The sequence below is a fragment of the Marinobacter flavimaris genome, assembly GCF_045057155.1.
GTDB lineage: Bacteria > Pseudomonadota > Gammaproteobacteria > Pseudomonadales > Oleiphilaceae > Marinobacter > Marinobacter manganoxydans.
Genome location: NZ_CP171359.1, coordinates 2014018 through 2036549 on the forward strand (window position 1 = coordinate 2014018; position 22532 = coordinate 2036549).

Annotated in this window: 21 protein-coding genes and 3 tRNA genes; 10 read left to right on the plus strand and 14 right to left on the minus strand. The window is 57.7% G+C overall.

The features are described 5' to 3' along the window. The first annotated feature begins 63 nt into the window (after positions 1-63). A complete protein-coding gene (locus ACGK9W_RS09345) occupies positions 64-1470 on the plus strand; it encodes a 3-oxoacyl-ACP reductase (RefSeq protein ID WP_053112517.1) in 1407 nt (468 codons plus the stop codon). A 41-nt stretch (positions 1471-1511) separates the two neighbouring features. On the opposite strand, the gene ACGK9W_RS09350 is transcribed toward ACGK9W_RS09345, so the two are convergent. The 6 genes from ACGK9W_RS09350 to ACGK9W_RS09375 all read right to left on the minus strand — a co-directional run bounded on the left by ACGK9W_RS09350 (position 1512) and on the right by ACGK9W_RS09375 (position 4300). After that, positions 1512-1587: transfer RNA gene (locus ACGK9W_RS09350), tRNA-Val, on the minus strand. Positions 1588-1609: 22 nt separating this feature from the next. After that, positions 1610-1686: transfer RNA gene (locus ACGK9W_RS09355), tRNA-Asp, on the minus strand. A gap of 67 nt (positions 1687-1753) precedes the next feature. Then, positions 1754-1829: transfer RNA gene (locus ACGK9W_RS09360), tRNA-Val, on the minus strand. A 173-nt stretch (positions 1830-2002) separates the two neighbouring features. Further along, the gene (locus tag ACGK9W_RS09365) at positions 2003-2260 is read right to left on the minus strand and encodes a hypothetical protein (protein ID WP_008171388.1); all 258 of its coding nucleotides are present in this window, start codon (positions 2258-2260) and stop codon (positions 2003-2005) included. Positions 2261-2307: 47 nt separating this feature from the next. Further along, the gene (locus ACGK9W_RS09370) at positions 2308-3180 is read right to left on the minus strand and encodes a DUF2846 domain-containing protein (RefSeq protein WP_008171386.1); all 873 of its coding nucleotides are present in this window, start codon (positions 3178-3180) and stop codon (positions 2308-2310) included. A gap of 139 nt (positions 3181-3319) precedes the next feature. Beyond that, a complete protein-coding gene (locus tag ACGK9W_RS09375; protein WP_273045498.1) occupies positions 3320-4300 on the minus strand; it encodes a hypothetical protein in 981 nt (326 codons plus the stop codon). Positions 4301-4607: 307 nt separating this feature from the next. Here ACGK9W_RS09375 and purE point away from each other — a divergent pair, with 307 nt between their 5' ends. The 6 genes from purE (at position 4608) to ACGK9W_RS09405 (ending at position 11850) form a co-directional block, all read left to right on the plus strand. Next, on the plus strand, positions 4608-5099 hold the full coding sequence (gene purE, locus ACGK9W_RS09380) for a 5-(carboxyamino)imidazole ribonucleotide mutase (RefSeq protein WP_008171382.1): 492 nt from the start codon (positions 4608-4610) through the stop codon (positions 5097-5099). Positions 5100-5116: 17 nt separating this feature from the next. Then, a complete protein-coding gene (locus ACGK9W_RS09385; RefSeq protein ID WP_273045884.1) occupies positions 5117-6235 on the plus strand; it encodes a 5-(carboxyamino)imidazole ribonucleotide synthase in 1119 nt (372 codons plus the stop codon). 71 nt (positions 6236-6306) lie between these two features. After that, positions 6307-6885 carry a superoxide dismutase [Fe] gene (gene sodB / locus ACGK9W_RS09390; RefSeq protein WP_014577657.1) on the plus strand — a complete coding sequence of 193 codons (579 nt, stop codon included), beginning with the start codon at positions 6307-6309 and terminating at the stop codon, positions 6883-6885. Positions 6886-7170: 285 nt separating this feature from the next. Continuing rightward, complete coding sequence (locus ACGK9W_RS09395; RefSeq protein ID WP_405420527.1) at positions 7171-9231, plus strand: putative bifunctional diguanylate cyclase/phosphodiesterase; 2061 nt, start codon at positions 7171-7173, stop codon at positions 9229-9231. 22 nt (positions 9232-9253) lie between these two features. Then, entirely contained in the window at positions 9254-9841 is a 588-nt protein-coding gene (locus ACGK9W_RS09400) for a LemA family protein (RefSeq protein ID WP_014577658.1), read from the plus strand. An 11-nt stretch (positions 9842-9852) separates the two neighbouring features. Beyond that, complete coding sequence (locus ACGK9W_RS09405) at positions 9853-11850, plus strand: M48 family metallopeptidase (protein WP_405420530.1); 1998 nt, start codon at positions 9853-9855, stop codon at positions 11848-11850. Positions 11851-11854: 4 nt separating this feature from the next. On the opposite strand, the gene gspD is transcribed toward ACGK9W_RS09405, so the two are convergent. The 6 genes from gspD to ACGK9W_RS09435 all read right to left on the minus strand — a co-directional run bounded on the left by gspD (position 11855) and on the right by ACGK9W_RS09435 (position 18411). Continuing rightward, positions 11855-13807 (minus strand): type II secretion system secretin GspD, encoded by a 1953-nt coding sequence (gspD, locus tag ACGK9W_RS09410; protein ID WP_405420533.1) that lies wholly within the window; start codon positions 13805-13807, stop codon positions 11855-11857. A 32-nt stretch (positions 13808-13839) separates the two neighbouring features. Then, on the minus strand, positions 13840-14694 hold the full coding sequence (locus ACGK9W_RS09415) for a type II secretion system protein N (RefSeq protein ID WP_405420535.1): 855 nt from the start codon (positions 14692-14694) through the stop codon (positions 13840-13842). Next, positions 14694-15485, minus strand: coding sequence for a type II secretion system protein N (gene gspN / locus ACGK9W_RS09420; protein ID WP_405420538.1), 792 nt, complete (start codon positions 15483-15485; stop codon positions 14694-14696). The genes ACGK9W_RS09415 and gspN overlap by 1 nt, the downstream gene beginning before the upstream one ends. A 164-nt stretch (positions 15486-15649) precedes the next feature. After that, the gene (groL, locus tag ACGK9W_RS09425) at positions 15650-17302 is read right to left on the minus strand and encodes a chaperonin GroEL (RefSeq protein WP_405420541.1); all 1653 of its coding nucleotides are present in this window, start codon (positions 17300-17302) and stop codon (positions 15650-15652) included. A 78-nt stretch (positions 17303-17380) separates the two neighbouring features. Further along, the gene (gene groES / locus ACGK9W_RS09430; protein WP_053112533.1) at positions 17381-17668 is read right to left on the minus strand and encodes a co-chaperone GroES; all 288 of its coding nucleotides are present in this window, start codon (positions 17666-17668) and stop codon (positions 17381-17383) included. Between the two features lie 194 nt (positions 17669-17862). Then, complete coding sequence (locus ACGK9W_RS09435) at positions 17863-18411, minus strand: FxsA family protein (protein ID WP_405420544.1); 549 nt, start codon at positions 18409-18411, stop codon at positions 17863-17865. A 159-nt stretch (positions 18412-18570) separates the two neighbouring features. Between ACGK9W_RS09435 and ACGK9W_RS09440 the strand changes: the two genes are divergently transcribed. The 3 genes from ACGK9W_RS09440 (at position 18571) to ACGK9W_RS09450 (ending at position 20871) form a co-directional block, all read left to right on the plus strand. Beyond that, on the plus strand, positions 18571-19332 hold the full coding sequence (locus ACGK9W_RS09440) for an SDR family oxidoreductase (protein ID WP_405420547.1): 762 nt from the start codon (positions 18571-18573) through the stop codon (positions 19330-19332). A gap of 122 nt (positions 19333-19454) precedes the next feature. Then, complete coding sequence (locus ACGK9W_RS09445; RefSeq protein ID WP_008171357.1) at positions 19455-19697, plus strand: helix-turn-helix transcriptional regulator; 243 nt, start codon at positions 19455-19457, stop codon at positions 19695-19697. Then, on the plus strand, positions 19687-20871 hold the full coding sequence (locus ACGK9W_RS09450) for a type II toxin-antitoxin system HipA family toxin (RefSeq protein ID WP_405420550.1): 1185 nt from the start codon (positions 19687-19689) through the stop codon (positions 20869-20871). Before ACGK9W_RS09445 ends, ACGK9W_RS09450 begins: the two co-directional genes overlap by 11 nt. Here the strand turns inward: ACGK9W_RS09450 and ACGK9W_RS09455 are convergent. Then, positions 20828-21136 (minus strand): MGMT family protein, encoded by a 309-nt coding sequence (locus tag ACGK9W_RS09455; RefSeq protein ID WP_405420553.1) that lies wholly within the window; start codon positions 21134-21136, stop codon positions 20828-20830. The two genes, ACGK9W_RS09450 and ACGK9W_RS09455, sit on opposite strands and share 44 nt — an antisense overlap. Next, positions 21136-22473, minus strand: coding sequence for an AmpG family muropeptide MFS transporter (locus ACGK9W_RS09460; RefSeq protein WP_405420555.1), 1338 nt, complete (start codon positions 22471-22473; stop codon positions 21136-21138). The genes ACGK9W_RS09455 and ACGK9W_RS09460 overlap by 1 nt, the downstream gene beginning before the upstream one ends. Between the last annotated feature and the right edge of the window lie 59 nt (positions 22474-22532).

Genomic DNA, 22532 nt, shown 5'->3' on the forward strand with positions numbered 1-22532 from the left:
CGATTCTTTACCCTGTAGACAATCCGCATCCAGAGAACCGATTGCAACCACAAGGAAGCCCCCATGTCCGACCTCTATCTTAGACTGGTAAACACCCCCGTTGGTAGAACCGCCGCACAATCCCTTGGTCTCCCCGCGCCCGCGCCACTGAAGCGCCTGAAGCGCACCGACCAGCCATTTATCGAAGGCAAGGTGCTCATCGGCGCCGCCAACGGCGGAAAAGCCATTGCCACTTTAGGCAGTATTCTCGGCGCCAGCGCGGCCACCCTTCATCACGCCAGCGAAAGCAATCGCCTGGCGGACTCATCGAAAGCCGGCAACAAAGCCCGGCCGCTGGACCTGGCCTCCGACATCAACCAGCAGTTTTCGGCGCTGGTGTTTGACGCCACCGGCCTGAAAGGTCCGGCCGACCTGCGGGCACTATACGACTTCTTCCACCCCACCATCAAAAAACTGGGCAGCAACGCCCGCGTTCTGGTAATCGGCCAGAATCCCGCCAGTTGTCGCAAGGCGCCGCAGGCCGCCGCGCAACGGGCACTCGAAGGCTTCGTACGCAGCGTTGGCAAGGAAATCGGCAAGAAAGGCTCCACGGCGAACCTACTGTGGATGGCCCCAGGGGCAGAGAAGCAACTGGATTCCAGCGTGCGGTTCTTCCTGTCTGCCCGCTCTGCCTATGTGTCCGGCCAGGTCGTGAAGGTCGGCAAAGGCAACGCTGCCCCTGCCACCAATCCCGTCGCACCACTGACTGGAAAGGTGGCACTGGTCACCGGAGCGTCCAGGGGTATCGGTGCTGCCATTTCTGAGACCCTCGCCCGGGACGGCGCCACCGTGATCGGCCTCGACATTCCGCCGGCCATGGAAGAACTGGAAAAGGTCACATCCGCTATCAACGGGAAGGCTCTGGCCTGCGACATTACCGACGACAAAGCACCAAAGTTGATCGCCGACTTCATCGAAGAGCATTTCGGCGGCGTCGACCTGGTCATTCACAATGCCGGCATCACCCGCGACAAGACCCTTGGCAACATGCCGGAGCACTTCTGGGATATGACCATCGCAGTCAATCTGACCGCGGAGGAGTTGATCGACGAGGAACTGGCAAAGCGGGAGCTCATGAAAGAAAACGGACGCATTGTCTGTATTTCCTCCATCAGCGGCATCGCCGGCAACTTCGGACAGACCAACTACTCAACCGCCAAGTGCGGAGTGATCGGCTACGTGGAAGCCATGGCCCGGCAACTGAAAAACGGCATCACCATCAACGCCGTCGCCCCCGGGTTTATCGAAACCCGGATGACCGCCGCCATGCCGGTCACCATCCGAGAGGCCGGTCGTCGGATGAACAGCTTGTCCCAGGGCGGGCAACCGGTGGATGTGGCCGAGGCCATCGCCTGGTACTGCAGCCCTGCCTCCAATGGAGTGAATGGCAATGTTGTGCGCGTTTGTGGGCAGTCTTTGATTGGAAAGTAAAAAAGGGCCGATCCTCGCGGATCGGCCCTTTTTTGGAATTTTGGTGGGTGGTACTGGGATCGAACCAGTGACCCTCGCCTTGTAAGGGCGATGCTCTCCCAGCTGAGCTAACCACCCGGGAATACTTCATAAATAAAAGTGGCGGAGCGGACGGGACTCGAACCCGCGACCCCCGGCGTGACAGGCCGGTATTCTAACCAACTGAACTACCGCTCCGCATCAATTCCGGCCCTTGGGCCCGAACCTGAAACCGGATGGGGTGATCCGGTGATGCAACTGAAAGTGGTGGGTGGTACTGGGATCGAACCAGTGACCCTCGCCTTGTAAGGGCGATGCTCTCCCAGCTGAGCTAACCACCCACTTTCAAGCCTTCCTATCTAATCTAAAAAGGCATTCACTTGCTTGCCAGCCGTGCTGTCTCAACCAAGTGAGAGGCGCATTTTAAGCATTTGGCTGACGGTGTCAAATATTTTCCGGCAATTTTATAAAAAAACCTGCAAGCCATTCAAAAGCGTACAGTTTTTAAGCAAATTCAGTTTTTACCCGAGGTCTTGCTAGCGGTTTTGACTGCCCGTATGGCCGGGCGATTCTGGCCCGCCTGCTGAGCCTTCTCCTGCAGGGACAATTCACTGACACGACTGCGCCTGTCTTCCGGAACCGCCCGATTGGCCAGGGAGCAGTTCAGGTCATCAAGCCGTTTCTGCAGATCGCCCCAGCTATCGAGTAGTTGGGGGACCACATCATCGGCCAGTTTTTCAAATCTGAGTCGAAGAGAATCCTTGAGAGCCATTGTTTTAATTTCCCGAGTCCTTCACCTGCCGTCAGTGTAGTCAGCACTCAGAAAATCCACCAGCCACCACCGGATTCTGCTTCTTCCCGACGCTCACGTTCCTGCTCCAACTTGGCGTACTCACGCTCCAACCTGTCGATTTTCCGATCCGTTTCCAGGGGAACCGTGGGACCACCGCCGAACGGCCAGAACCAGGACGTGGATTCGTACTTGCCCTCCTGCTTCAGGCGCTCGATCTCGAGCTCACGCTCCTCCTCCAGCAGCACCAGTTGCCGCTCGTAATCCAGGTCTTCATTCACTTCCACAATGGAGGTAGCCGCGTGGTTTGGCGCCAACAGATCACTGTTCAGAAAACGGGTGGAAACAATCTCCTCTGCCTGCATGGCATATTCCCGCGTCACCAGCTGGAGGTCGCCCTGATTCAGCGAATGATCCGGATCCAGGTCCGGATGCCGTTGGCCCGGTTCCGAAAGCTCGTTATAACGCAGGTAATAGATCTGTCCTGGCTCAACGTCCAGCGTGGCATCGGCGATCAGGCTAAGACTGAAGGAGTTCATGCCCTCCAGACCAAGCAAAGGTCGGCGCATGGCAATGTGGCGCTCTCCGGGGCTTACCTCAAGCCAGGTGAAGCTGTCGTTGCGAATGTTGAAATAGTGGGTGTCATCTATGTAGACACTGGGCGCTTCAATTTCATCAGCCGCCCATTGGGAGTGTGTCCTGTAGAAGTACAGCACCGCGTTGCGCCGATCCCAGCTATCGTTGTCGATATGAACGAAGTCATGCCCGGAAACCGGATGCAGGAACGACCCGACGCTTTTGCCGATGGACTGATAAACCGTACAGCCCGGCAACGCCAGCAACAGCCACATCGCTGCCAGAAGCCGGGGAACAAGAAAAACGGAAGGCACTCGGGTTTTCATTGTTGTTAACTCTTCATCCTGATTGCGAGTTGCCTGATCTTAACAACTGCACAAAAACAGAAATGAGAGCTACCGCAAGGGATGGCTACAAACCGTTACAAAACCCGAAATGCCGATTGCTGGACCACGCTACGGGCAGTTACTGCCCGCTGATCTGGCTCCGTAACTGATTCACCTCTTCAGACAGCCGAACCAGACGGGAGGTCAGTTGTGACCGCGAGGCATCGATAGACTCAACCGTGCGCTTGAGACTGGCCACCTCATTACGGAGCGCCTGAACCCGGCCATCATCGGCCAGCTCATCGGTCTCCCGCTCCAGGGCCGAGATCCGACCCTCCATGCCGCTGATTCCCAGCTTCTGCTCCTGCTCAAAACGCCGGATACGGCTCTCGATCACCTGATCCACATCCGCCAGCTGCTGGCTCAATTTCGTCAACTGATCCGTCGCCTGCCGGTTGGCATCCTGCAGCGCTGCAATCGACGTCTCCGTTTGTTGTTTCAGGGCTGCAATATCGGCGGAAAGCGAGGACCGGACCTTTTCAACCGACGTCTCAAGCGAACCAATGGCCTGCTTGCCCTCAGCAAGGCCGGATTCCAACGCGGCAATCCGTTCCTGCTGCTCATCCAGGCGCTTCTTGTTGCGTTCATTGGCAATGGCCCAGAGTTTCCGGATCTCACTGTCTGCCGTATCCAGACGCTTCGTATGCGCCGCGATCTGCTCCTCCAGAGTAGCGCCCCTCTCCTGAAGGTTTTCCCCCGTTTCCGAAAGCTCACCCTCAAAACGCGCCAGCGCCAGCTTGCTCTGCCGCGCCCAGTAATCCGCCTCCTCAAGCTGCCCTTCCAACGCCTGAACCCGCTGTTCCTGGGAGTACCAGCCAGCACCCGCGGCAACGGCCAGCACAATCAACAACACCCACAGCATTGCCGAGCTACCGCGACCATTGCTGCCGCCGCTTCCGTTACCGCCCTTGCCACCTTTGGGAGGCTTCGCTGGTGTCGACGGTTCGCCTTTCCCTCCGGACGCTGGCCTGGACTTTCTTTCCGCTGCCTTCTTCGGCTCGGCACTACCAATCGGTCGTTCAGCCCTCAACTCATCATCATCTGGACGGATGGGTTCCATTACAGCTCCTGACTATGGACGGTTAAAACAATAGGGATCGATAATACCTGTACTTAGGCGCAGGTAAAAATGACGCCTTGCCAATACATGCTCTTGCACAGAGTCGGGGGGCGGGGGGGGGCAGAATGGAGGCTCTTTCCGGAAATGTCTGAAGCCAGGGATGGCTTCAGTCAAGCCCACATGGATGTGCTCGTAGCGTTTTCCGGAAAGAGCCTCCATCCTGCCCTACTCCGAAGCCATAAGTTTGCATGGTAAGTAGGCAAAACATACAATGGCCGGCTTTCCAATTATCACAGGACTGTTGCATATGCAGCCGCTTGTAGGACTCATCATGGGCTCCAAATCCGACTGGCCCACCATGGAACACGCCGCCACCATGCTTGAAAAACTCGGCGTGCCCTATGAAACCAAAGTCGTCTCGGCCCATCGCACACCGGATCTGCTTTTTGACTACGCCAAAACGGCCGCAGACCGCGGTTTGAAAGTCATTATTGCGGGCGCCGGCGGCGCAGCGCACCTGCCGGGCATGGTTGCCTCGCAAACCGCCCTGCCGGTACTTGGTGTTCCTGTTCAGTCCAAAACCCTGAATGGCCTGGATTCATTGCTCTCCATCGTCCAGATGCCAGGCGGCATCGCTGTCGGCACCCTCGCTATTGGCAAAGCCGGCGCAACCAACGCTGGCCTGCTGGCAGCGCAGATTATTGGCACCTCAGACGACAGCGTACGCAAAGCGGTTGAGCAGTTCCGGGCCACACAGACCGAAACGATTCTGGACAATCCTGATCCTCGGGACCAGTAACAGGCAGGAGAACTCGAATGAGAATTGGTGTACTGGGCGCCGGCCAACTGGGAAGAATGCTGGCACTGGCCGGATACCCACTGGCCAAGACCTTTGTTTTCTATGACATGTCCGGCAGCCCCAGTGCTGGCCTTGGTGAAGTCATCATCGATCGCGAGGGCCAGTACCTGGACGATTTCCTCTCCCGGGTCGACCGTGTTACCTATGAGTTCGAACACCTGCCAGTAGACGTGGCCGAGAAAATTGCTACTCACAAACCGGTTCACCCCTGCCCCCGGGCGTTGCAGGTGTGTCAGAACCGGGAAGCGGAAAAGACTCTGTTCGGCGAGCTGGGCATCCCCACGCCAGAATGGAAAATTGCCGATAGCGCCGCCTCGTTGAAAGCCGCGGCCGAGGAACTTGGCTGCCCGGTGGTAGCGAAGTCCAACACCGAAGGATACGACGGCAAAGGCCAGGCCGTACTCAAATCCCCTGAGGATGCCGAGGCCGCCTGGGCCTCCATCGGCCACCCCCGCCTTATCGTGGAGAAGTTCGTCGACTTCCACCGGGAAGTGTCGATTATCGCCGTTCGCGCTGAAAACGGTGAACTGGCCTTCTACCCGATGGCGGAGAACACCCACCACGAGGGAATTCTGCGCTACTCCGTTGCGCCGGCTCCGAAGCTCGAAAAGCACATTCAGGAAGATGCGGAGCGGTACATCAAGGCACTACTGAACGAATTGGACTATGTCGGCGTATTAACGCTTGAGTTGTTCGAGACAACCGATGGCCTGGTCGCCAACGAGATGGCGCCCAGGGTTCACAACTCGGGGCACTGGACCATCGAAGGCGCGATGACCAGCCAGTTCGAGAACCACATTCGCGCGGTAAGCGGGCACCCTCTTGGCAATGTTGCTCCACGTGGTTTGAGCTGCATGATCAATATCATCGGGGAGCACGGCGACATCGAGCGAATCCTCGAACTGCCCTACGCCCATGTTCATCTCTATAATAAGGGTGAACGACCGGGTCGGAAGCTGGGCCACGTAAACATACTGGCCGACAGCTACGAAGAGCTTGTCTGGCGGGTGAAGAACTGCGCCCAGTTCCTGCCGGGCAGCCCAGAGTTTAAAAGTTCCTTAACACCAAAGGGTTGATCTGACTCAAATCGACCCTATATTGAGGTAACGAACATCAACATAAACAGAGAGACAGGGAGAACGACCTCATGGCATTTGAACTTCCCGCACTGCCCTACGAAAAGAACGCACTGGAACCGCACATCTCTCAGGAAACGCTCGAGTACCATTACGGCAAGCATCACAACACCTACGTCACCAAGCTCAATGGCCTGATCGAAGGTACGGACAACGCCAACAAATCTCTTGAAGACATCATCAAGAGTGCCAGCGGCCCGCTGTTCAACAACGCCGCACAGGTCTGGAACCACACCTTCTACTGGCACTGCCTGAGCCCGAACGGCGGTGGTGAACCCACCGGTGCTGCCAAGGAAGCGATCGAGAAGGCGTTCGGTTCTTTCGAAGATTTCAAGAAAGAATTCAATGACAAAGCAGCCAATAACTTCGGTTCTGGCTGGACCTGGCTGGTGAAAAAAGCGGACGGCTCCGTTGCCATCGCGAATACCAGCAATGCTGAAACGCCGTTGACCGGTGCCGACAAGCCGGTACTGACCGTCGACGTCTGGGAGCACGCGTACTACATTGACTACCGCAACTCCCGCCCGAACTACCTGGAAGCTTTCTGGAACCTGGTGAACTGGGATTTCGTAAACGAAAACCTGGCCTGATCCCGGCCTCGCTTACAGGCACAGTCTAAAGCGACTGTGATCAAGCGCCCGCTTCTGGCGGGCGTTTTTGTGTCTGCATTACCCAAGCAATTACAATTTGATACAAGCACACTCTGAAATCTTTGGAAAAATCGCCGATACTCCATGAAGATATCGCGTACCTGAACCATACTTGGAAACAACAATCAGGGTGAGCCCCCACGCACATCACCCAAAGTGCGACACCTTTGCCCTGAACCTTGCAGGCCCAGCGGCTCTGCAAAAACCGGAACAAGACAGGCTTGAATGCAAAACTCCTTCGAGGTTGAACATCGCCTGGGCTATCGAATCTTACGGTGGATTCTTGTGGTGGCCCTTGTCAGTGGCGTCGTTGTCAGCGCCATACAGGTCATCCTGGACGCCCAACGTGTGTCCAGAGGATTGGATAGCGATGCCAAGCAAACCATCGCGATGGTGAAAGACGCAGCCACCCAAGCAGTGTTCAGCATTGACGCCGAACTTGCACAACAAGTCGTGGACGGCCTCTTTGCCAAGGAGGCCGTCTATATGGCCCGCATCGTCCACCCTGACGGCGACCCGCTGGGAGATCGCAGCCGTCCACTCCAGGAAACTGCTTTCCGCCCGGTAACCGATCCGATTTTTGACGCCGATCGGCTCTATCGGGAACCGCTTTTCCGTGAGGGTAACCCGGAAGACGTCTACGGCTTTCTTGACGTTCACTACGACACCGCGGCAGCAGCCCGCACCTGGCTGGACAGGGCTGCTGTCACTTTCGCTTCCGGCATAGCGACAGCGCTCATTCTCGGGATGGTGTTGTTCTATGTATTCCACCTGCTTCTGACGCGCCCCCTCCTCAGAATTGTCAATTCCGTGAGGCAGGTGGATCCTGCCCACCCAGATGACCGCCTGGTCACCACGCCATCCGGCCACCAGAGTGACGAACTTGGCCTCTGGGTCAACGCAACGAACAACCTTCTGGTCGCCATTGGCGACAGCCAGAAACGCCATCGCGAAGCGGAGGACCGGGTAAGCCGTCTCTCACGTTACGACCAGCTCACTGGCCTGCCCAGCCGGGATACCTTCATGGAGTTGCTGGTGCGAGATATTGAGGACGCCGCCAAGCGCAACGCCCAACTGTCGCTGGTCGTCTGCGGCATCGACGATTTCAAGTCGGTGAACGAGCAGTGCGGTTTCCGGTCCGGGGACCTTATTCTACAGACCGTTGCCGACCGGCTGACCAACAAACTGGATAATGCCCGCTTCACCATTGCACGCCTCGGCAGCGACCAGTTCGTGGTTGTCCAAAAAGGGCTTCGGGACGGGTTCCAGGCTGCAGATACAGCTGAGCGAATCCTGGCCTGTGTCAATGAGCCCATGCTGGTCGAAGACCAGAATATCTCAATCAGCGCCACTCTGGGGGTCGCCCTGTATCCCTCCGACACCAGCAAGGCGGACCGACTGCTTCAGAGTGCCGAGCAGACCATGACGCTGGCCAAGCAGAACGGCCACAACCACTTCCAGTTCTATGTCGCCAGCATTGACCAGGAAATCCGGGACCGGAAGCAGCTGGAAAAGGATTTGTCCCAGGCTCTTGGCAATCACCAGCTTCACCTGGTTTACCAGCCCCAGATTAATCTGGAGAGCAAACGGGTAATCGGGGCAGAGGCATTGTTGCGTTGGGAGCACCCGACTCGTGGCACGGTTCCCCCCGACTTCTTCATTCCAGTGGCCGAAGCAAACGGCTCTATCGTAGAAATTGGCCAGTGGGTTCTGGACCAGGCCTGTTGGCAGGCGGCGCGCTGGGCCTCGGACGGCTCGCCACTTCGTATTGCTGTTAATCTCTCGGCCGTTCAGCTGCGCCAGGAAAGCATTGTCGATGATATTCTCGATACCCTGCGACGACACAAGATACCGGCCGGTCGGCTGGAGCTGGAGGTAACAGAAACCAGCTTCATGACGAACCTGTCAGACGCCGTAGCCAAACTCCACAGACTCAACAAAGCGGGGATAAGCATCGCGGTGGACGACTTCGGAACCGGCTATTCGTCCCTGACCTACCTCAAACAGATGCCGGTACAGCATCTGAAGATCGACAAACAGTTTATCCGCGATCTGCTGGTCAATGAGGAAGATACCCGAATCGCCAATACCATCATCGACCTTGGCAAGAGTCTGAACCTGTCAGTGGTTGCTGAAGGGGTGGAAACGGCAGAGCAGGAATATTACCTGAGCCAGCGTGGCTGCAAGCTCGCCCAGGGCTATTTCTTCAGCAAGCCATTGCCGCCGCGTGAATTTGAGACCTTCGTTAAAGGTTTTCACGAGCAGATCGTGGAAAATAACCTCTGAACCACTACCTCTAGGAGTTGCCATGGGAACCACTGTTATCGGCCTGATCGTTATCGCCGTCGTTGTTTTCTATCTGGTCTTTATCTATAACCGCCTGGTTTCCCTGCGCAACCAGTTCAAAAACGGGTTTGCCCAGATTGATGTTCAACTGCAGCGTCGGCACGACCTTATTCCGAATCTTGTGGAAGCGGCAAAAGCCTATCTGACCCACGAAAAAAGCACCCTCACCCAGGTGATGGAAGCCCGCAACAATGCGGTCAGCGCCCAAAAAGATGCCGCCAAGGACCCTGGCGATGGAACCAAGATCCAACGCCTGGGCAGCGCCGAAAACCTGCTCACCAAGGCGCTCGCGAATTTCTACGCCGTGGCCGAGAACTATCCGGAGCTGAAGGCCAACGAAACCATTCAGCAACTGATGGAAGAACTCTCCAGCACCGAGAACCGGGTCGCCTTTGCTCGCCAGGCCTACAACGACGGCGTCATGAGCTACAACATTTTCCGGGAACAGTTCCCGAACAATGTTATCGCCGGCATGTTTGCGTTCAAGGAAACGTCGCAGCTGGAACTGGAATCACCGGAAGCCCGTCAGGCACCGAAAGTGGCCTTCTGAGGCCCTGAGTCATGGCTCATCCCGGTTTCTTTCAGCGCCAGGCCCACGCCCGGCGCAACACCACTCTGCTGGTTTTTCTTTTCCTGACGGCGGTCGCGTTTATCACGCTCGCCGTCTGCCTTGTGGGTTATTTCGTAACCCGTAGTGAATCCTCCGGTCTTGCGTTCCACCACTGGCTGCTCTCCAATCATGGCCTGCTGACGGCCGTTACCGTGGTGGCACTCATTGTTCTGGGTTCCCTGCTCCGCTGGGTTGATCTGGCAGGCGGTGGCGACCGGGTCGCAAAAATGGTTGGCGCCAGGCCTATTGACCCTGATACCCGCGACAGTGACGAGCGCAAACTGCGCAACATCGTTGAGGAAATGGCTATTGCCAGTGGTGTTTCGGTGCCGGAACTCTATGTGATGGATCAGGAAACCGGCATCAACGCTTTTGTGGCCGGCTATACGCCGGGCGAGGCTGTTATGGTCGTCACCCACGGTGCTATTACCCAATTATCGCGAGACGAACTCCAAGGGGTAGTCGCCCATGAATTCAGCCATATTTTCAACGGCGACATGCGGCTGAACGTTCGGCTCATTGCCCTGCTTGCCGGCATCCTGATGATCGGACAGATTGGCGGCTTTCTGCTGCGCGCATCCTTCTACCGCGGCCACCGTGTGGGTCGATCACGGGACGGTCGGGCCCAGGCGGCCATGGGCATCATTGGTCTCGCGCTTTTTGTGATCGGCTATGTGGGCGTTTTCTTTGGCCGGCTGATACAGGCAGCGGTCTCCAGGCAACGCGAAATGCTGGCAGACGCATCCTCCGTGCAATTTACCCGCAATCCCGAAGGCATTGCCGGAGCGCTGTTCAAGATCGGAATGAAGGGCGGTTACCTGGACACAACCAGCCACGCCAGCGACATGAATCACATGTGCTTTGGCGAAAGTGCGCGGATGAAGTTCACCTCTTTGCTGGCATCCCACCCGCCCATTGATGAGCGAATCAATGCCATTCAGCCCGGCATGCTGGCCAGATTGCGAAGCCGGCTCAGGGATACCGAACCAGGCGCCGACCTATACCGAGGAGGCTCTGGAGCACCAGAAGCGGGCGCGTCCGGGTTCAGTGGCGCTGCAACCGACATACTCGGGCCGGTTACCGGCAGGAGTGGCAGAACCTCACCGCTTGCGTCCAGCCCGGAAAAAACCATAAAACCGGCCCGGAAATTTTCAGACCAGGTCGGCACTATCAACCGGCAAAGCGAAGATTTCGCCCTGCGTTTTCTGGAACGCCTGCCAGCCACCTTCCGAAACCTGCTGTACACCCGGGCCGGGGCCACGCAGCTCTGCTATGCCATGCTGATCAGCGAGCTGCCGCGTCCACAGCAAACGGAACGGCTGAACCTGCTGCCGGCACACCCGGTATTGGGCAGCCAGCCGGATCTACTCGAGAAACTGCTGCCGGCACTGAAAACCATCGGCGATGGCGTCCGTTTCCCTGCCCTGGAACTGGCCATGCCTGCCCTTCGCAAGCTGGACCCGGAAGAGCGGGAGTTGCTCATTACCAATGTTCAGAAACTTGTGGCGGCGGATAACCGGGTTACCCTGTTTGAACTCGCTCTGACAAGCTTCCTGTCACGCCACCTGGGCGACGAAGCAGCCAGAGTGGTACCGGTGCGCTATAAGAGCTACAAACCGGTCATGCCGGCCCTCCAGAGGCTCCTGAGCTTGATGGCAAGGGCTGGGTCTGAGTCCCAATCTGACGCCGAGAAGCTCTATCGGGAGGCCATGGCCGGCTTCATGAATGCGAAGGATGGAGTGGAGCCAGTTCTGGAAAAAGTCACCATGCGCCAGCTACGGGAAGCGTTGACCGCGTTGAACGGTCTTTCACCGCTGCTGAAACCGGCAATCATCGATGCCTGTGGGCACTGCATTACCCGCGACGGGAAAGTGGAAACCCGGGAGTACGAACTGATGCGGCTGGTGGCGGACCAGATGGATTGCCCGATGCCGCCACTGGCTGTCTGAGCGCTTACTTTACCCGGGTGCTGCCGTCTTCAAACAGCGCGTCCACTGTCGGACGCTGCTCTTCGGTGGGGATACCCAGCTTCTCCCGGATGTTCAGATTGACGTCCCAAAGCTGATTGAACTTGTCGGAAGTAGCCGCAACGGCCTCTTCCTTGCCCAGCATGATTTTGGGGCGCAGGAACACCAGCAGGTTGCGCTTCACCCGGCGCTCCGATTCGGAGGAGAACAGGCGACCAACGAACGGGATGTCACCCAGCAGGGGCACCTTGCTCCTGTTGACCTGGTAATCATCCCGGGTCAAACCGCCCAGCACGATGGTCTCACCGTCATCTGCAAGCACTGTGGTCTTGATTTCCCGCTTGTTGGTGACGATATCCGAGGCGTCCTCGATGCTGTCTGCCACGTTCTCTGTGGTCTGCTCCACCACCAGACGCACCAGGCCGTCGGCACTGATGGTCGGGGTAACCTTGAGGGTCAGACCGATATCGCGACGCTCGATGGTGGTGAATGGATTGGTGGTGCCGTCACCGACAACCGTCGACTGGCCAGTGCGGAACGGGACATTCTGGCCCACGATGATCTCCGATTCCTGGTTGTCCAGGGTGATGATGCTCGGCGTGGAAAGCAGGTTTGCCGCCGCCGAGGTGGAAAGCGCCTGCAGGAGAATCCCCCAACTGACACCATCCTCGTTACGCTGGCCGGCGCCGATGGTGATACCACCTGTTGCGGGGGTAATGGCGGATTCAGTCAGAATCGCGCTCAATACCTCACCCAGGCTGCGCCCCACGTTGCCGAAGTTGGTGCCGGCCACTGGTGAGGATTCACCAGACTCGTCACCGACGGCAACCTGGACGCCCAGATCCTGTCCCAGCTCGTCACTGATCTCGACAATCGCTGCCTCAATCATCACCTGGGCACGACGCACATCCAGCGCAGCCACAATCTGTTCGGCTTCCTGCATCAGGGACGGCTCGCCCCGAACCACCAAGGCGTTCAGCCCTTCATCGGCGAAGACCGCGAAATTGCTCTGCGGCCGTGAGCCTCCAGCAGAGCCCCCTGACCCTGAGCCTTCTTTGACCAGCTCGCCCATCACACCCTTGAGAATTTCAGTGAGATTCTTGGCATCGGCGTGCTTCAGCCGCAGCACCTTGGTAGCGCCACCGGTGGCTGACGGCTGATCCAACTGCCGGATCAGACCGCGCATCTTGTCCCGGAAGGTCTCATCACCCCGTAGAATCAGTCGGTTACTGCGCTCGTCCGCGGTAATGCTGTACTTTCTGGCGGAATTGTCACCACCGGCCCGACCCAGTTCATCCGGGGCCAGTTCCTGCAGCAGAGTCACCATGTCGCCGACCCAGGCTTCCTGAAGCTGAATGACTTCCACTTCGTACTTGGACGGGCTATCCAACTCCCGGACAATCTGCTCGATACGCTGGATGTTTGAGGAATGATCGCTGATGATCAGCGCGTTGGCCGCGGCCACACCGGCCAGGTGGCCGTACTTGGCCACCAGCGGGCGCAGAATCGGCACCAGCTCCAGGGCGTTGGCGTTGTCGATCTGGATAACCCGGGTGATCAGCTGCTCGGAGGGGGTTTCGGGAAATCGCTCCAGGATTCCTGCCGACTGCTTGGCATCAACCTGCTGCACCACCTTGATCACTTCTTCGCCGGGAATGGCAGTGAAGCCGTGAACATTCAGAACCGCCAGAAACAGGTCGTAAATCTCATCCTTGTTCATGGGCGCGCTGGAGAGCACGGTTACCTTGCCCTTTACCCGCGGATCCACCACAAAACTGTACCCGGTAATGTCCGCGACCTGGGTCACGAACGCACGGATATCGGCGTCTTTCAGGTTCAGCCGCCATGTCTCGGCTTCCTGCCCATAAGCCATGGACATAAAGGGAAGGAGAAAAAGCAGGACAATGGCCCGCAAAACATTGATCTTGTGGTTATACATCTGGCGATTTCGTCCTGTTTCGATGAACCCGGTCAGCGCCACTGCTCGGGTATGGCATAACTGATGGTGAGGATGGATCCGTCACGCTCGATTTCTATCTCCAGCTGGGCCTGGCCGCGCCAGTTCTCAAGCAGGGCCTTATCCTGGCTGATATCGCCCAGCCGCTGACCGTTGATAGCCGTTATCACGTCCCCGGCCTGCAGGTTGACGGCGTTAAGCATGGCGTTAGAGCCGTCATACACGTAACCGGACATGCCGCTATTGTCCACCGGGCTCAACCCGAAAGGCGCCAGTGCGGCAATGCCCTGGCTGTCAATCTGTTCACGGGCGCTGGCCAGGAACTCATCCGGTCCTGATTCTGCCGGCTCGGCGGCCACCTCTGCAACCAGATCCGAGGATACCTGCTCTTCAAAGGTCAGGGTCTCGTAGCGTCCGCCCCGACGAATCAGAATGCGCCCGGGCTCCACTTCCGCAAGTTCCGCATTGCCGGGCAACATTTCCCCGACCCGGTAATACGCTGTTTGACCATTACTTCCAGCAACTATAGCACCGGAGTCCTCCGGGCGCTGTGCTACCAGTACGCCTTCCAGCCGAAGCCGAAGGCGGGTTTCCGGCGCCGAGCGGCGAACGGCTTCCGCCACTTCAGCCGGCCGCTCTGAACGCCCGAAAAAATCATACACTGCCATGGAGGTCGTCAGGCCGCTGGACCCGGCCATGTTGCCGGCGCCGTCTGTGGCCGGCGCGCTGGGAACCGGCCTGTCGTCCCAGGCGAACAACCAGGTCATACGGGCGAGACTGACAGCCAGGTACACCACCAGCACCAGCAGCAACAGGTTCGCCAGGGTCCGCGATATCCGGCGCTGAGCCGGTGTACTCAACAGAGCCATTATCGTGCCCCCGGTACGAGAGGCTGGCGTACCCGGAACACCACATCGCCGGCGCTGGCAGAATCCGGCCAGGGTTGGCCGGCCAGATCCACCATCCGCTTGTAGACACGCAGTTCCATCATTCCGTTCCACATTACCGTCGCATCTGCCGCCGGCCCCTGCCCGCCCTGCTCGGAAATGGTCAAGGCAACGCCACCCTGGGTAGTGTCCATGGTCGCCTGCATGGGCGGAAATTCTGCCTGACCCCGCTGGTCCCCCATTGGCCAGGTTACAAGGCCACCATCCCAGCGCCCAAGGCCTTCGGCCCGGGTAATCCGGTTGTCGGCCCAGGCCATCTCCAACCGGTCAATAACCACTTCGCCTTCGATCATGGCGCCGCCGCTCTGGCGAATCAGGTCCTCAAACTCGGCCACCATGACCCGCCCATTGGCATCCAGCTGAGCGCTGGCGGGCCCGCCGATCGTAACATTGCCGTTGAGCGAAGATTGTGACGATTCCACAGAAATTCTGGCGGGCCATTCGAGGCTGGTGACAGAGGGCATGTGAAGGCGCCAGTCAACCCGCAGCGGAAACCCGGCCACGACGACTCCGGCTTCTCCATCCCAGAGTTTGCCGGCGACCTGCCGGACCTGCACCTGAGGCGGCAAAGGCACCTGGGCAGAGGCCTGCTGCCAGACCCATCCCGCAGGTACCAGAAAAACCAGTGACAGCAGATAAACCAGAGCGCCCAGCAGCAGGAGCAGAAAAACCTTGCCGGGGCGAAGAAAGGATTTGGGTTCAGCGTCACTCATTCGGCGTTGCACAGATAATGGACCGGAAGCCGAGTCTAGCAAAGGCATGGGGCAAGTTCATGACAAAAAAACAAAAACCCCGCGTTAGCGTGAACCAACGCGGGGTTTTCGTAATGGAGCGGGCCACGCCCATAATCCTGAGCGTGGCTGGGCTCAGATAGGCATTACATCATGCCGCCCATGCCTCCCATGCCGCCCATTCCACCCATGTCGGGCATACCGCCACCGGCAGACTCGTCCTGCGGCTCGTCCGCAACCATCGCCTCGGTGGTGATGATCAGGGAAGCCACGGAAGCAGCTGCCTGCAGCGCGGAACGGGTCACCTTGGCAGGATCCAGGATACCCATTTCCAGCATGTCGCCGTAGGCTTCGGTAGCAGCGTTGTAGCCGAAGGAGCCTTCGCCGTCGCGAACCTTGGCAACCACCACAGAAGACTCACCGCCTGCGTTGTATACGATCTGACGCAGAGGAGCTTCCATGGCACGGCGCAGGATGTTCACACCGGCTTTCTGCTCTTCGTTGATGGCGTCTACCTTGTCCAGAGCCGCGATGGCGCGAATCAGGGTAACACCGCCGCCCGGCACGATGCCCTCTTCTACCGCAGCGCGGGTAGAGTGCAGCGCGTCTTCAACGCGGGCCTTCTTCTCTTTCATTTCCACTTCGGAACCGGCACCAACCTTGATGACGGCAACACCGCCAGCCAGCTTGGCAACACGCTCCTGCAGCTTTTCCTTGTCGTAATCGGAAGAGCTGTCTTCGATCTGCTTGCGGATCTGCTCAACGCGAGCTTCGATATCCGCCTGCGCACCGGCACCGCCAATGATGGTGGTGTTTTCCTTGGTGACGTTCACACGCTTGGCTGTGCCCAGGTCGTCCAGGGTGGTGTTCTCAAGAGTCAGGCCGACTTCTTCAGAGATCACAGTACCACCGGAAAGGATCGCGATGTCCTGCAGCATTTCCTTGCGACGGTCACCAAAGCCAGGCGCCTTCACGGCGTTGACTTTCACGATGCCACGCATGTTGTTTACTACCAGAGTCGCAAGCGCTTCGCCTTCGATATCTTCAGCGATGATCTGCAGCGGCTTGCCAGCCTTGGCAACAGACTCCAGCACCGGCAGCAGTTCGCGGATGTTGGAGATCTTCTTGTCTACCAGCAGGATGTAAGGGTCTTCCAGCTCGGCAGACATGTTGTCCTGGTTGTTGATGAAGTACGGAGACAGGAAGCCACGGTCGAACTGCATACCTTCAACCACGTCCAGCTCGTCTTCCAGGCCACGGCCTTCCTCAACGGTGATGACGCCTTCCTTGCCAACCTTCTGCATCGCATCGGCGATGATCTTGCCGATGGTCTCGTCGCCGTTGGCAGAGATGGTGCCAACCTGGGCAATCATCTTGCTGTCGTCGCAGGGCTTGGCCATCTCGCGGATCGCCTTCACAGCTTCGGTCGTGGCCTTGTCGATGCCACGCTTCAGATCCATCGGGTTCATGCCGGCAGTAACAGCCTTCACGCCCTCGTTAACGATGGACTGAGCCAGAACGGTTGCAGTGGTGGTACCGTCACCAGCTGTGTCGTTGGCCTGGGATGCCACTTCTTTCACCATCTGGGCGCCCATGTTCTCGAACTTGTCAGACAGTTCGATTTCCTTGGCCACGGAAACACCATCTTTGGTGATGGTCGGTGCGCCGAAGGATTTTTCCAGAACCACGTTACGACCTTTCGGGCCGAGGGTCACTTTAACCGCGTCTGCCAGTACATTGACGCCCGCGACCATGCGCTTACGTGCACTATCACCGAATCTAACGTCTTTTGCTGCCATGTCTTCTATTCCTGTTCGTTAAACCGAAGTTGTTGAATCAATCGGATTAATGAGAGTTCGTGCGATTCGCCTCAGCGATCACTCAAGCACGCCGTAGATGTCGCTCTCGCTCATGATGAGGAGCTCTTCGCCATCGATCTTGACGGTGTTACCGGCGTACTGGCCGAAGACAACGGTGTCACCCACCTTGACCGCCAGTGAGCGGGTTTCGCCATTATCCAGGATGCGACCGTTACCAACGGCAATCACCTCGCCCTGGGAAGGCTTCTCTTTGGCGTTACCCGGCAGCACGATGCCACCCGCAGTTTTCTCTTCTTCTTCCTTACGGCGCACGACAACACGATCGTGTAGCGGACGAATTTTCATTGCTCGGTTTCTCCAATAGTCAGATTAATGTGGCAATGACATTGTTGATGTAGGTCGGACAGGCAACGCCTGGTCCGACAAATTGCCCGGCTGGATAACCAACTGTTTTCAGTGGAAATCAGCCCGCAGCGAACTTGTGGTTTCTATTTGGGGTAGCTGGTAGGTGTTTTCAACACCCCGGAGAGAAAATTTTTTCACTTTTTTTCGATCCGGTCCCGATCGGATTCCGTCTCATCCTGGTACTCGCCTTCGATGATGTCGCCATTGCTGTCCCGATCAAAAGGCCGCTGCCGGCCGAACGGGTTCTCCTGGCCGCCAAACGGATCCTGCCCGAACGGATTGGAACCGCCACCCGCGCGAAAATAGAAACTGCTGCCACGGCTTTGACCAGCAACGACCATGCGCTTGAGCGCCTGTGCTGCAAGCCAGTGGCGCGTTCCGGGGATCAGGCACAAAAACCCGACCGTGTCGGTAATGAAGCCAGGTGTTAGTAATAGCGCACCACCAATCGCAAGGATCAGCCCCTCGGCAACCTCCTTGGCCGGCAATTCGCCACTGTTCAGTCGCTGATTGGCCTTCAAAAGCGTTGCCAACCCCTGCTGGCGAAGGAGCCAGGCGCCGATCACGGCGGTCAACAACACCAACCCGACGGTATTGAGCACACCAATCATGCCGCCGACCTGGATCAGGACCGCCATCTCGGCGATGGGCATGACAATGAAGAGAAAAAGGAAAACGGACAAAGTGCCTCCATTGTTTCGGATCTTGTCGGGCTACGCTTCGCTAACCCAACAAGGATAAAACCCCACCATAGTCGTATTTGGTATACTCCGCGCACAAAAATAACCGCACAGACGCACAGCAACCGTAAAACCACCTGATAACAGTAGTTAGGGCAAAACATGAAACTTCAAGATTCCGTGATTGCAATTACCGGCGGCGGCCAGGGCCTTGGCCGCGCCATGGGCGAATACCTTGCCGCCAGAGGGGCAAAAGTCGCGCTCATCGACCTGATGCCGGAGAAGCTGGACGACGCCGTCACCGCCTGCATGGCCGCGGACTCAGAGGCCAGAAGCTACGTCTGCAACGTCGCGAAAGAAGAAGAAGTGGAGAGAACCTTTGAAGCCATCGTAAAAGACTTCGGCCACCTCAATGGCCTGATCAACAACGCCGGCATCTTGCGGGACGGCCTGATGGTCAAAGTGAAGGATGGCGAAGTTGAGCGCCGAATGGAGCTGTCCCAGTGGCAGGCCGTGATCGACGTCAACCTCACCGGCGTCTTCCTCTGCGGCCGCGAAGCCGCCACCCGGATGATCAAGAACGGCGACCAGGGCGCGATCATCAACATTGCCTCCATCTCCCGCGCCGGCAACATGGGCCAGAGCAACTACTCCGCCGCCAAAGCCGGCGTCTCCGCCCTGGTTCCGGTCTGGGCCAGGGAACTCGCCCGCCACGGCATCCGCTGTGCCGGTATCGCCCCGGGCTTCATCGAAACCGAAATGACCGCCTCCATGAAACCGGAAGCCCTGGAAAAAATGACCGCCGGCATTCCGCTGAAGCGTATGGGCAAGCCGGAAGAGATTGCCTCGGCCGCGGCGTTCATCTTTGAGAACGACTATATGTCCGGGCGCATGCTTGAGGTGGATGGAGCTCTGAGACTGTAATCCCTCAGATCCATCAGAGAAGTGAGGCCAGCTCAGGGACGAGCCAGCATACAGCTAAAATACTTTACATATCGAAAGATAGAGACAATAATGTAAATTATTTTAGTCAAAACAGGCCGGCAATGGATTTTCAGACCCTCGGACACGAAATCTCTGCATTCCGCCAACAACAAGGCGTCTCCCAGCAAAAAATGGCAGACCACCTCGGCATCTCTCGCGCCACCATAAATGCGCTGGAAAACGGGCGATCTGGCGACATCGGCATCCGCAAGGTTATGAAAATACTCGACTACCTGGGTAAGGAGCTGGCTGTCCGGGACAAGTCTCCATTCCCGACCCTGGAGGAGCTGCGTGATGAGCGATGAGTTGGACGTTCATGTGAATCACAGACCTGCCGGGAAACTGTTCCGCGAGTCAGGCGAATTTGTCTTCAGCTATTCCGAGAAAGCCAATCCTGACGCCTTCGTCTCGCTGACCATGCCGGTCCGAAAAAAAGATTATAGCCATCCCCAACTGCACCCGGTTTTCGAGATGCATCTGCCGGAGGGCTACCTGCTGTCGGTAATCAAAAAGCAGTTTGCCAAACTTACGGATACCGACGACTTTGGGCTTCTTCGACTCCTGGCGCCGAATATTCGTGGCCGGGTCGAGCTCAATCCTGATGACCACTCTGGCGAGACTTCATTGAGTCTCGAAAAACTCTTGCACTCTGACAACCCCACCCTGTTCGAGGAGCTGGTGTCTCGGTTTGCGCTTCGCTCTGCTTTAAGTGGCGTACAGCCCAAAGTCCTCGCGACACTGGAAAACAAGGCGACACTCCGGCTCGAAGACTACATCGTCAAAGCCTGGGGCCCTGATTTTCCGGAACTGGCTCTCAACGAATACTGCTGCATGCTCGCCTGCCAGTACGCCGGAATTCCCGTTCCCGAATTCTATCTATCGGATGACGAATCCCTGTTCATCATGAAGCGGTTCGATTTGAAAGACGGCGGCGAGGCGCTTGGCTTTGAAGACATGTGCGTGCTTCAGGCAAAACAGCGGGAAGAAAAGTATACCGGCAGCTACGAGCAAATTGCCAAAACCATCAAAACGTTTGTTAGCGCAGAGAACAAGAAAGCCTCCCTTGAACAGTTTTTCAAGATGATGGTCCTGAACAATATCCTGCAAAATGGCGACGCCCACCTGAAGAACTTTGGCCTGGTCTACGAGAGCATTGATTCCATCAGACTGGCGCCCGCCTACGATGTCGTGTGCACAACCGCCTATATCAGGCAGGATATCTCCGCCCTCACCCTCATGGGCAGCAAGAAATGGTGGCCGAGAAAACACATGGAGCGGTTTGGAGTTCAGGTCTGTGACCTGAGTGCGATCAAAGCCAGAGAGTTGTACGAGGAGTGCCTGAGCGCAATTGCAAAGGTTCAGCTCTATATCGCGGACCGGCTTTCACGGGAACCTGCCGGAGAAAAAGCGGAACTGTTGGCTCACTTCCAGGCGCTCATTGCCAACGAAACCGCGACATCGAAACCCGCCCGTCGGTAACTTCGACACCCTCGGCCTCAAGCCGGCGTACCTGCTCCCGGTATTTCTCGGACCCCACGGGAAATGCAATCTGGCCGTTACTGCGAATCACCCGATACCAGGGCACGGCATGCCCTTCTGGCAGCTTGCCCAACGCCTTTCCGATATATCTCGCCTGCCGGCCCAATCCCGCCATCTCCGCAACCTGACCGTAACTGACCACCCTCCCCTCCGGGACAGCCAGTACAACTTGCCAGATCTTCTGATCTTTGGTTGGTTCGGGCATCAAGGGCTCACCGGTTCTGCATCAGGCTTTGATTCATTCCGCGGCGCTAGCGCATCCAATCGATGGCCATTTCGGATCATGAACATGGCCAACAAAATAGCAGGGACGCCCATTATGCCGGCCACCAGGAAGAACTCCGCATATCCGAAGCCCGCCACAACGATGCCGGAGAAGCCCCCCAGAAACTTTCCGGGCAGGGTCATCAAGGAACTGAACAGGGCGTACTGCGTTGCCGTGAACGAGGCACTGGTCATACTGGAGAGCCAGGCAATCAGGGCCACGTTGGCAATACCGCCACTGAGGTTATCGGCGCTCACCACGGCGGCCAGGGCGATGATGTTGGGCGGGTACTGGGCCAGAACAACGAACAGTAGGTTAGTGGCGGCAGTCATGATCGCTCCCAACAGAAGAATTCGACGAACCCCGTAGCGAACCACCATAACCCCACCAACCAGGGAGCCGGCAATGGTCATGAAGAAGCCAAAGATCTTGGTGACGTCCGCCACCTGGGTTTTGCTGAACCCCATGAAGTCCAGGTAAAAGGGATTGGCCATGACGCCCATGGCAATGTCCGAGATACGGTACACGGCAACCATGAGCAGGATGACCAGCGCCAGCTCCTTGTACCGCCTGAAAAAATCCAGGAACGGGCCTGCGACAGCAGCGTAGAACCAGCCAACCAGCCTCGCCAGGCGCGGATTCAGATGGGTGCGCCTGGCGGCCTCCTGCTCAATCTTGTGAGCAATGTCCTGGGCGGCAGCAAAGTGGTTCACGCTGGGCTCGCGAACGATGAGAACGGTGAGTGCGCCAACGCCTACGAGGGCCGCCATCACCTCATAGGACACCTGCCAGGACCAGAATTCCGCCAGGTAAAGAGCCCCGGCGCCGGCCACCAGAAGCGCCAGACGGTAACCGAAGATATACGTTGCGGCCAGCGCCGCCTGCAGCCGCTCCTCGGCAATCTCGATGCGGTAGGCATCAATGGCCACATCCTGAGTGGCGGAGGAAAAGGCCACCAGCAGGCCGCAAAGAGCCATCATTTCAGGCGCTGCCGTAGCATCCACGTGAGCCATCAGGTACAGCCCCGTGGCGATACCCGCCTGCGCAAAGATAATCCAGCTCCGCCGCTTGCCCAAAAGCCGGTCGAGCAACGGCAGTTTCAGGCGGTCCACAACCGGTGCCCAGAACACCTTGATGGAATAGGTAATACCCAGCCAGCTGAAAAAACCGATGGTGGCGGTTTCCACCCCGACATCCGCCAGCCGGGCATTGAGGGTGGAAAACACCAGCAGGAACGGCAGACCCGCCGAGAACCCCAGGAATAACAGGGCGATCACCTGCCAACGGGTGTAGGTGTAGAGCGTGTCCCGAATCAGGGTCAGGCGGGTGCCGGTTA

Excerpts from the sequence above, each read along its gene's own strand:
- gspD (WP_405420533.1), bottom strand. The coding sequence starts at position 13,807 with ATGTATAACCACAAGATCAATGTTTTGCGGGCCATTGTCCTGCTTTTT.
- groL (WP_405420541.1), bottom strand. The coding sequence starts at position 17,302 with ATGGCAGCAAAAGACGTTAGATTCGGTGATAGTGCACGTAAGCGCATG.
- ACGK9W_RS09405 (WP_405420530.1), top strand. The coding sequence starts at position 9,853 with ATGGCTCATCCCGGTTTCTTTCAGCGCCAGGCCCACGCCCGGCGCAAC.
- groES (WP_053112533.1), bottom strand. The coding sequence starts at position 17,668 with ATGAAAATTCGTCCGCTACACGATCGTGTTGTCGTGCGCCGTAAGGAA.
- ACGK9W_RS09450 (WP_405420550.1), top strand. The coding sequence starts at position 19,687 with ATGAGCGATGAGTTGGACGTTCATGTGAATCACAGACCTGCCGGGAAA.
- ACGK9W_RS09375 (WP_273045498.1), bottom strand. The coding sequence starts at position 4,300 with ATGGAACCCATCCGTCCAGATGATGATGAGTTGAGGGCTGAACGACCG.
- ACGK9W_RS09400 (WP_014577658.1), top strand. The coding sequence starts at position 9,254 with ATGGGAACCACTGTTATCGGCCTGATCGTTATCGCCGTCGTTGTTTTC.
- ACGK9W_RS09370 (WP_008171386.1), bottom strand. The coding sequence starts at position 3,180 with ATGAAAACCCGAGTGCCTTCCGTTTTTCTTGTTCCCCGGCTTCTGGCA.
- sodB (WP_014577657.1), top strand. The coding sequence starts at position 6,307 with ATGGCATTTGAACTTCCCGCACTGCCCTACGAAAAGAACGCACTGGAA.
- gspN (WP_405420538.1), bottom strand. The coding sequence starts at position 15,485 with ATGAGTGACGCTGAACCCAAATCCTTTCTTCGCCCCGGCAAGGTTTTT.
- ACGK9W_RS09455 (WP_405420553.1), bottom strand. The coding sequence starts at position 21,136 with ATGCCCGAACCAACCAAAGATCAGAAGATCTGGCAAGTTGTACTGGCT.
- ACGK9W_RS09345 (WP_053112517.1), top strand. The coding sequence starts at position 64 with ATGTCCGACCTCTATCTTAGACTGGTAAACACCCCCGTTGGTAGAACC.
- ACGK9W_RS09415 (WP_405420535.1), bottom strand. The coding sequence starts at position 14,694 with ATGGCTCTGTTGAGTACACCGGCTCAGCGCCGGATATCGCGGACCCTG.
- ACGK9W_RS09440 (WP_405420547.1), top strand. The coding sequence starts at position 18,571 with ATGAAACTTCAAGATTCCGTGATTGCAATTACCGGCGGCGGCCAGGGC.
- ACGK9W_RS09395 (WP_405420527.1), top strand. The coding sequence starts at position 7,171 with ATGCAAAACTCCTTCGAGGTTGAACATCGCCTGGGCTATCGAATCTTA.
- purE (WP_008171382.1), top strand. The coding sequence starts at position 4,608 with ATGCAGCCGCTTGTAGGACTCATCATGGGCTCCAAATCCGACTGGCCC.
- ACGK9W_RS09445 (WP_008171357.1), top strand. The coding sequence starts at position 19,455 with ATGGATTTTCAGACCCTCGGACACGAAATCTCTGCATTCCGCCAACAA.
- ACGK9W_RS09365 (WP_008171388.1), bottom strand. The coding sequence starts at position 2,260 with ATGGCTCTCAAGGATTCTCTTCGACTCAGATTTGAAAAACTGGCCGAT.
- ACGK9W_RS09385 (WP_273045884.1), top strand. The coding sequence starts at position 5,117 with ATGAGAATTGGTGTACTGGGCGCCGGCCAACTGGGAAGAATGCTGGCA.